8 protein-coding genes are annotated in these 7011 nt (G+C 38.6%); all 8 read left to right on the top strand.

Annotation, left to right across the window (positions count from 1 at the left end; all coding sequences use genetic code 11):
* Positions 1 to 1346: RHS repeat domain-containing protein (locus SAPGRDRAFT_RS22735; RefSeq protein ID WP_002661229.1), on the top strand; the 1346-nt coding region annotated here is incomplete at its 5' end.
* 31 nt (positions 1347 to 1377) lie between these two features.
* On the top strand, positions 1378 to 1929 hold the full coding sequence (locus SAPGRDRAFT_RS19550) for a hypothetical protein (RefSeq protein WP_002661228.1): 552 nt from the start codon (positions 1378 to 1380) through the stop codon (positions 1927 to 1929).
* Between the two features lie 291 nt (positions 1930 to 2220).
* The gene (locus SAPGRDRAFT_RS19540) at positions 2221 to 3273 is read left to right on the top strand and encodes a hypothetical protein (protein WP_002661227.1); all 1053 of its coding nucleotides are present in this window, start codon (positions 2221 to 2223) and stop codon (positions 3271 to 3273) included.
* 7 nt (positions 3274 to 3280) lie between these two features.
* Entirely contained in the window at positions 3281 to 4045 is a 765-nt protein-coding gene (locus SAPGRDRAFT_RS19535; RefSeq protein WP_002661225.1) for a hypothetical protein, read from the top strand.
* 102 nt (positions 4046 to 4147) lie between these two features.
* Positions 4148 to 5227, top strand: a complete 1080-nt coding sequence (locus tag SAPGRDRAFT_RS19530; protein ID WP_002661224.1) for a hypothetical protein — start codon at positions 4148 to 4150, stop codon at positions 5225 to 5227.
* 390 nt (positions 5228 to 5617) lie between these two features.
* Positions 5618 to 5890: a transposase gene (locus tag SAPGRDRAFT_RS19525; RefSeq protein WP_037350634.1), complete on the top strand. Its 273-nt coding sequence runs from the start codon at positions 5618 to 5620 to the stop codon at positions 5888 to 5890.
* Positions 5865 to 6266: a transposase gene (locus SAPGRDRAFT_RS19520; protein ID WP_071530201.1), complete on the top strand. Its 402-nt coding sequence runs from the start codon at positions 5865 to 5867 to the stop codon at positions 6264 to 6266. The genes SAPGRDRAFT_RS19525 and SAPGRDRAFT_RS19520 overlap by 26 nt, the downstream gene beginning before the upstream one ends.
* Positions 6267 to 6346: 80 nt before the next feature.
* Entirely contained in the window at positions 6347 to 6868 is a 522-nt protein-coding gene (locus tag SAPGRDRAFT_RS19515; RefSeq protein WP_002661222.1) for a hypothetical protein, read from the top strand.
* Positions 6869 to 7011: the final 143 nt, after the last annotated feature.

Genomic DNA, 7011 nt, shown 5'->3' with positions numbered 1-7011 from the left:
TGCGCTGGTCGATGACAAAGATAGCCTTTATCTGGAGGAGCTGCTATTTATATGGTTCGGCTCGTTTGGGAATCTTAGAAAAAACCTTAGCTTTAAGGTATCGGGATGAGTCGGGGGCCGTTGGCTTGCCTGCTGGGAGCCTGCTCAAAACCACTTTGGCGCAAAGCAGCTACCATCAACTAGAGCTGGGCCGCCGCCGCTACGAGCTGTCCAACCACTTAGGCAACGTCCTAGCTACGGTCAGCGATAAATCCTTGGGCCAAGACAGCAGCCAAACTGGACAGGCAGATTATTATTTGGCGCAGGTTTCTTCGGCTAGTCTATATTATCCATTTGGATGGGAAATGCCAGGCCGCAAGTTTGTGAGTGGGGAGGGGTATCGTTTTGGGTTTAATGGGAAGGAAGATGACCGAGATTGGGGGACGCAAAACATTCAGGATTATGGCTTTAGGTTGTACAATCCGAGCATAGGGAAGTTTTTGAGTGTGGATCCGTTGAGTCCGGATTATCCTTGGTATACACCCTATCAGTTTGCTGGGAATAAGCCGATTTGGGCTGTTGATTTGGATGGGTTGGAGGAAAAGATAGTTACTTTATATACAAAGGAAGATGGATCATATGATCGATATAAAACTAAAGTAGTACTTAATAAAGATAAAGTAATAAAAGAAGGCACTCAAAGAGTAGCTTATACTCATTTGTCAATTGTTCAAACAGATGGTACTCATAAAAAATATCTTATAAGAGAAAAATTATCTGATGATGGCTACTTAGAAGGTACTTCAGTTTATCCGTCTGCTAGATATAATTTTAATGATAAAGATCCTAATTATAACAGTAATGCTTGGGATCGAGTATGGGAAGATCCAGGTTGTGCGGGGCTGTTTTCTGGTGAAGATAACATTATTGATAACCGAAATAATACTGCTCCTGAAATTTGGCAAGAAAGAGCAGATTGGAACGCTGTTGTTGAGTTGAGTATGGATATCGCCTCTAACTTTGCAGTTGTAGGGCGTTGGATGAGTGTAGGTGAGTATAATAAAATGTTGAAAACAGGTAGAGTGCAAGAAGGGTCTGGTGGAGTGACTTATGTTTCTAGAATCAACAAGGAGCTTGATCCTAAACTCGGTTTCGATGGTCCTAGTACGTTTAGAAGACAAGCTCCTAAAGGATCTGTTTATGTAGAATTTGAAGTGAAAAAAGCGGATATAGTACAAGCCGGACAAGCAAATTGGGGAAAATTGGTTGGTCCAAATGCTAACCTCTCCTCAAGAATTAAATTAAAAAGCCAAGGTGGTACAATGTTGCCAGAAGTAAAAAATATACAAATTAAAGAAAGGAAATAATTAAATTTTTAAAGTGTAAAACGTAGTAATTATGGTGGTTGATAATTTACAATCTTTAATAGATGAGGTACTTTTACTGGCTAAGGATAAAGAAAAGTATATAGAAAAAATAGCTCAGCCTTATCCCTTGATCGAAGAATTGCGCAAAGAACTGAGCGACTATGCCGATGTATCAATACATGATGCATTAAAAGTGCAAGTTTATATTGACCACTCCGAATTCAAATCTGGAGACTTGGAAATTTACTATCAGACGAGACTGACTTTTTCTAAGTTTGTCAATGCAGTAAGACTCACATTTTATTGTTCTGTGAAAAATCCAGATCCTAGGACTCATAGCGGATACATTGACCGAGAAAGTGATGACGATTGCTTTATTCAAGAACAATTTGATTTGTGTGAAAAATTATGGCCATTTTTTGAAAAACATGGAATTACACCGATTCTGGATCCGATATATGATTATGTTATACCAGGTTTAGACTTCATTAACCAAGAAATAGTTTTCTATGGAGCACAACCTACGGTAGGATTGTTGTTTTTTGCAGACTTTTTTGGTTATGCTGAAGAGCTATGGGGATGAGAGCGCCGTTGCTAGCTTATAGTTTTATTTGCCTTAAAAGTAGAAATGGGCGCAAAAGCAGTGGAATGCTTTTAGTGATTTTGTTAAGTGATGCAGCCACGGCGAGCAGGCGGCGAAGCCGCCGCAAAGGAGCGAAGCGACTTGGCCTAGGGGCCTGCAAGGGGGCCGCGCAGCGGCAGACCTAGCCAGCTTGCTGGCGCAGGGCCGAGCAGACCTGCGAGCCCTGTAAGGGCCCGGCCGCCGCAGGCGGCAGGCCCCAAAAAATAGTATCTTTAGACCTCGTTCTTTGAAATGCGCAAAAGCCCAGAAATTGGCTCTGGGCATCATACTACATACTTTAGAGAGCTAGATGGGCGGATGGGCCGCTGGTGGTCTGCGGATCCCATTACCTTCCCGCATCAATCGCCCTATAATACCTTTGATGGAAATCCGATCTATTATACGGATGCTTCTGGGGCAAGTGTGGGTTATCCGGAAAAAGAAAAAGGAGAGTCTTATAAAGCTGCTGTATCAACAGAAATTAGCTCTACCTCTTTTGCGAGGAGTTATGTGGCAGAAGTGGCTGCTGGGTTGTCAATTGTTCCATCTGCAAAATATCCAGAAACGATTGTTTGGGGGAATTCTATGACACAAGATCAAATCAAAGAACTGGGAGGTATTATAGATGATCTTTATAGCGAGTCTTTCATATTTGCGGAGGCTTATTTAACATTGTGGTATACAGATTTGTATTATAGTTTTAATTATTCTATCCATAAAGATAAAAAAGCAACTAGCGCAGGTGGTTTTGAACGTACGCATGAAAATACCAAGAATGATCCGGGAGCAATTAACCTGTATTGGGATGTGTTTGACAATTTTGCAAAAAGAATGAAAACCACTAGAGAATCAGCAATAAAACATATTGTACATGAAGAGGTTATTCATGCTGCACAACTTCATTTTTACAGGTGTAATCATCATTCTAATCATGCTGTATCTGTATTACTGCTTGAAGCTGAAGTTCGTGTTGCTCACGCTATTGTTGGTTTAGGTAATGGGGATTGGGAAATAAGAGAATTTGCAAGAGGGGCTGCTCACTGGATAGATGCTGTTAAGAACAAACGTAAAATTACACCAGAACTCCAAAATGAATTTGACAAAGCGTGGGGTCTACTGTTATCAAGATTAGATGTCGAACCTTCATATTCTACAATAATGGACAGAGACTTGCGTAAAATTAAGAAAAACTATGGTGTAGGAAAAAAATATAGGCAATATCAAAAATATAATAACCTTGGGGAGGTAAAAAAAATGAAGCCGCTATACTTGATTCAAGTTATTGATCTTTTTTATAAAAAATAAACTATAAATGTCTAAATTTATATATTTTTGCAGCATGTTATTGGTTTTGCATACGTCATGTAGTTCGGAAGCTGGGGATTACAGTAGTAAATGCCTTAGTGCTTTAGATAGTTTGACAATGAAATCTGAATATTTATCATCAGAGCCCATAGATACAAGTTGCTTCTGTCGTGGAGTTCATAGTGCTATAGAGGACTCCAGTTATAATTATTATTTACTATTAAATTATGGAGACATAGGGCCTTCAACCTGCTTGACTGACCTACTTGAAGACAATGGTATTCAGTATTTTAGTGTTTATCCAGAACAGCCAGAGATACAAGAGTGTATTGATTTTTATTGCATAGGGTATATGCATCAAATTAGAGATCGACTTTTAAAGGAAAAAGGAATTTCAGTAGATTCATTAGAAATTCTATCATCCAAACGAGAAACCAAATATCATTCAGTAGATGATGTTTTTAGAGAAATAGAGAACAGGTTGCAAACTAAACGCACAAAAGACAAGATAACTGTAGTCTTGGATACTTCAGACTGGAGTAGAAATTATAATGCAATAAACTATTACTTTGAAAGACATATATCATCTACTGAGACTCTAGTTGTAGATACCATAGCTACTACGACAAATTTATTGGCTTCTGGAGTAGATATAGATTTAGAACAGAAAATGAGGTTATTCTTTTATATAGATTTCAATTCATTTAAGGATGATGAATATTGTGGCTTTGTTCGTTCTGCATACAGGTTTTTAGTGCTTAAAGATTATTAAGGTTTTTTGATTAGCGACTTCCTGCAAAAGTATTTTAAACAGCCCGGCCGCCGCAGGCGGCAGGCCCCAAAAAAATACTATCTTTAGACCTCGTTCTTTGAAATGCGCAAAAGCCCAGAAATTGGCTCAGGGCATCATACTACATACTTTAGAGAGCTAGATGGGCGGATGGGGCGCTGCTGGTCTGCGGATCCCATTACCTTCCCGCATCAATCGCCCTATAATACCTTTGATGGAAATCCGATCTATTATACGGATGCTTCTGGGGCAAGTGTGGGTTATCCGGAAAAAGAAAAAGAAGAGTCTTATAAAGCTACTGTATCAACGGAAATTAGCTCTACCTCCTTTGCAAGGAGTTATGTGCAGAGCGTGGATAAAGGCGATTTAATAATATTTATAAATGGAATGCATAGTAAGGGGCAACCTTGTCCTGATAATTGTCCTGATTGTGGAGGTAGAGAAGAATACTGGGGAGCTAAATGGACTACAGAAGTGCTTAGCCAAATTGGAGACTATAATGCAATGTTTTTTGATGGTTCGTATGGTGGCTTTTCAGGATTTCCTGATAATTATTATTGGAGTAATAGAGAGGCTAAAGGGTATGAAATGGGATTGTACTATGCATCAGATATTATTCTACAGTTAGAAAGAAATAGTCAAGGTCAGATCATAGAATCTGTTAAGTTTATTACTAATAGTATGGGGGCTGCATATCAAAGGGGGTTTTCACAAGCGTTAGTTGACTATGTTGCAACATATAACTGGGATAGAACTCTCGTTAGGGATATATTAATTAACCAAGCAAGGTCTTTAGGATTGAAGGGCATAGATCTAGACAACTATGTAATGTTGCGTACTGCTGATAAGAAAATAGAAGGTTTTGAAATAGAGTTTGTTGTCGATATTGCCGCTTTTGGTAGTAATATTTTTGCAAGCAATATTGCTACACACCCAACAGATGATGTTGGTGGAGGATTGTTTGGTGATAATGCTTCTCCTGGACAACCATCTGATCCTAATGCAAAAACAAATTATTTTATGCGTGCAGACTTTGATCCTGTGGCAGGTTTTCAAGGATCGAAGATTAACGGTGTAAATGCAGTTGAAATACATACTCCTGTTACTTACGGACATCATAGTTCTTTTTTTAAACGGCCTTGTTGCATAAATCTAACAAGTTGAAAACCAGCTAATTAAAAAAAACCTTGTGAATTAGGCATAAAAAAAGGGACAAGACTCGTAGATTTAAGTTTTTTCGACGAACAATAAAATATCGAGCTGTCCCATGACAAATTTAGAAAAAACTTACAGAATTACGCACTAACCAACAGATTTTATACCGCCCAAGGAGAGTTTCTTTTTAATGTTTGGTTCCCGCCTTTGGCAAGCAAAAATCTCATAGCTAAGCGCTCAAAACGCGGCAGACCTAAAACCATTTCCGATGAATTTATTCGCTATTTATTCCGTTTAAAAGTGTCTTTTTTCTTTTGGATATCGACAGTTAGAAGGCATTCTAAAATGCGTTATTTCCGAATATAATTTGGATGTCAATCCAATATCTTACAGCCAAATATGCCGCAGAGTCAAAAACTAAAGCTGAATATTAAGCCTAAAAAAACGGATGAAGAGCTGTCTATAGCAATAGATAGTACAGGACTAAAAATAAAAGGACAGGGAGAGTGGCGGCGAATAAAACACATCAAAAAGTACCGTTCTGGCTGGATTAAAGTACATTTAGCCGTAAATGACAAAACAGGAGAAATCCTGGTTGTAGAGATTACCACAGAGACGAAAAACCGATGCTTCTCAACTCCTCAAAATGATGAAAAAATTGAAGCCATTTAATATTAACCAAGTTTATGCAGATGGCGCCTATGACCAAACAAAATGTCGAGAAGCAATTTGTGCGGCTGGGGCGGTTCCATTGATTCCCCCACGTAAAAATGCTCGCCTAAAAAAAGGAAAAAATGGAGAGCTAGTCGATAGTTATCGCAATGATGATATTTTATATATCTGGGAGTTAGGAGCGGCTGCTTGGAAACAAGATTTAGGCTATCATCGTCGAAATTTAAGCGAAACTGCAATGATGCGGCTCAAGCACTTTTTCTCTGAACGGCTCTCTTCGATCAGCTTTAAAATGCAGAAACAAGAAGTCCTGATGCGTATTCAAATTTTAAATGAGTTTAATGCTGTCAAGCTAGAAGTTACTAATAGTCAGTAAATTATGATTTATGCAACAAGGCCGCAGTTAAGCACTTTATGCCGATCTATAGAAAAAATAGAAAAAAATAAATTTCGTCTATGATAAAACTAAATTTTAAACCTATTGATAAGCCCTTGGAATATCTAGTAGATTACTACGATTATTATCTTCCTTTTATTATTCGTCTAAAAAACCGCCGCATAGGAGATTCGATATTTATTTGTATTAGTAGTGAAATCAATGGTCCAATATTCATTCAATCCGCTTTTGACCCTTGTAGTGAAATTCTGTCTGAAATTGAACTTATCTCATTAAATAATGAAAAAATAAAAAAACTAGAGGATGATGAATTTAATCGTTTAGAGTTGAGTGATGAGTTTTATAGCTGTTCTCTAGGGATAGACACAGGCGACGACCTGCATCTGCACAGGTATTGGATGATGACTGCTTTTATGAACGAAACGGCTATGCTTATAACGATTGGAGAAAGTAGGGGGCCTATTAAGTATTACCGAATAAGTGAAAGTATTTATCTTGGAACAGACCCTGATTCATGTTGGTGCGCCATCTTGCTTTTAGATTTAAGCGAAGCGGATATTAGAGAGATTAAGTTGCTGTAGAAAGCCTTATTTTGTGGTTATGGGTTTAGCATAAAAGTATTTTTTAGGGGCCTCCCGCCGAAGGCGGGCGCTACGTTCGGCAGCTCGCTGTTCGCTCGGCCCTGCGCAAAAAACAAGTTTTTGCTTGGTCTGCGGCTTTGCCG

The sequence above is a fragment of the Saprospira grandis DSM 2844 genome (genome assembly GCF_000275825.1).
GTDB lineage: Bacteria > Bacteroidota > Bacteroidia > Chitinophagales > Saprospiraceae > Saprospira > Saprospira grandis_A.
The sequence above is the reverse complement of the archived record's forward strand: the minus strand, read 5'-3'. Positions and strand labels throughout refer to the sequence as shown.

Coding starts and splice junctions, on each gene's coding strand:
- SAPGRDRAFT_RS19550 (WP_002661228.1), top strand. CDS start 1,378: ATGGTGGTTGATAATTTACAATCTTTAATAGATGAGGTACTTTTACTG.
- SAPGRDRAFT_RS19540 (WP_002661227.1), top strand. CDS start 2,221: ATGCGCAAAAGCCCAGAAATTGGCTCTGGGCATCATACTACATACTTT.
- SAPGRDRAFT_RS19535 (WP_002661225.1), top strand. CDS start 3,281: ATGTCTAAATTTATATATTTTTGCAGCATGTTATTGGTTTTGCATACG.
- SAPGRDRAFT_RS19530 (WP_002661224.1), top strand. CDS start 4,148: ATGCGCAAAAGCCCAGAAATTGGCTCAGGGCATCATACTACATACTTT.
- SAPGRDRAFT_RS19525 (WP_037350634.1), top strand. CDS start 5,618: ATGCCGCAGAGTCAAAAACTAAAGCTGAATATTAAGCCTAAAAAAACG.
- SAPGRDRAFT_RS19520 (WP_071530201.1), top strand. CDS start 5,865: ATGATGAAAAAATTGAAGCCATTTAATATTAACCAAGTTTATGCAGAT.
- SAPGRDRAFT_RS19515 (WP_002661222.1), top strand. CDS start 6,347: ATGATAAAACTAAATTTTAAACCTATTGATAAGCCCTTGGAATATCTA.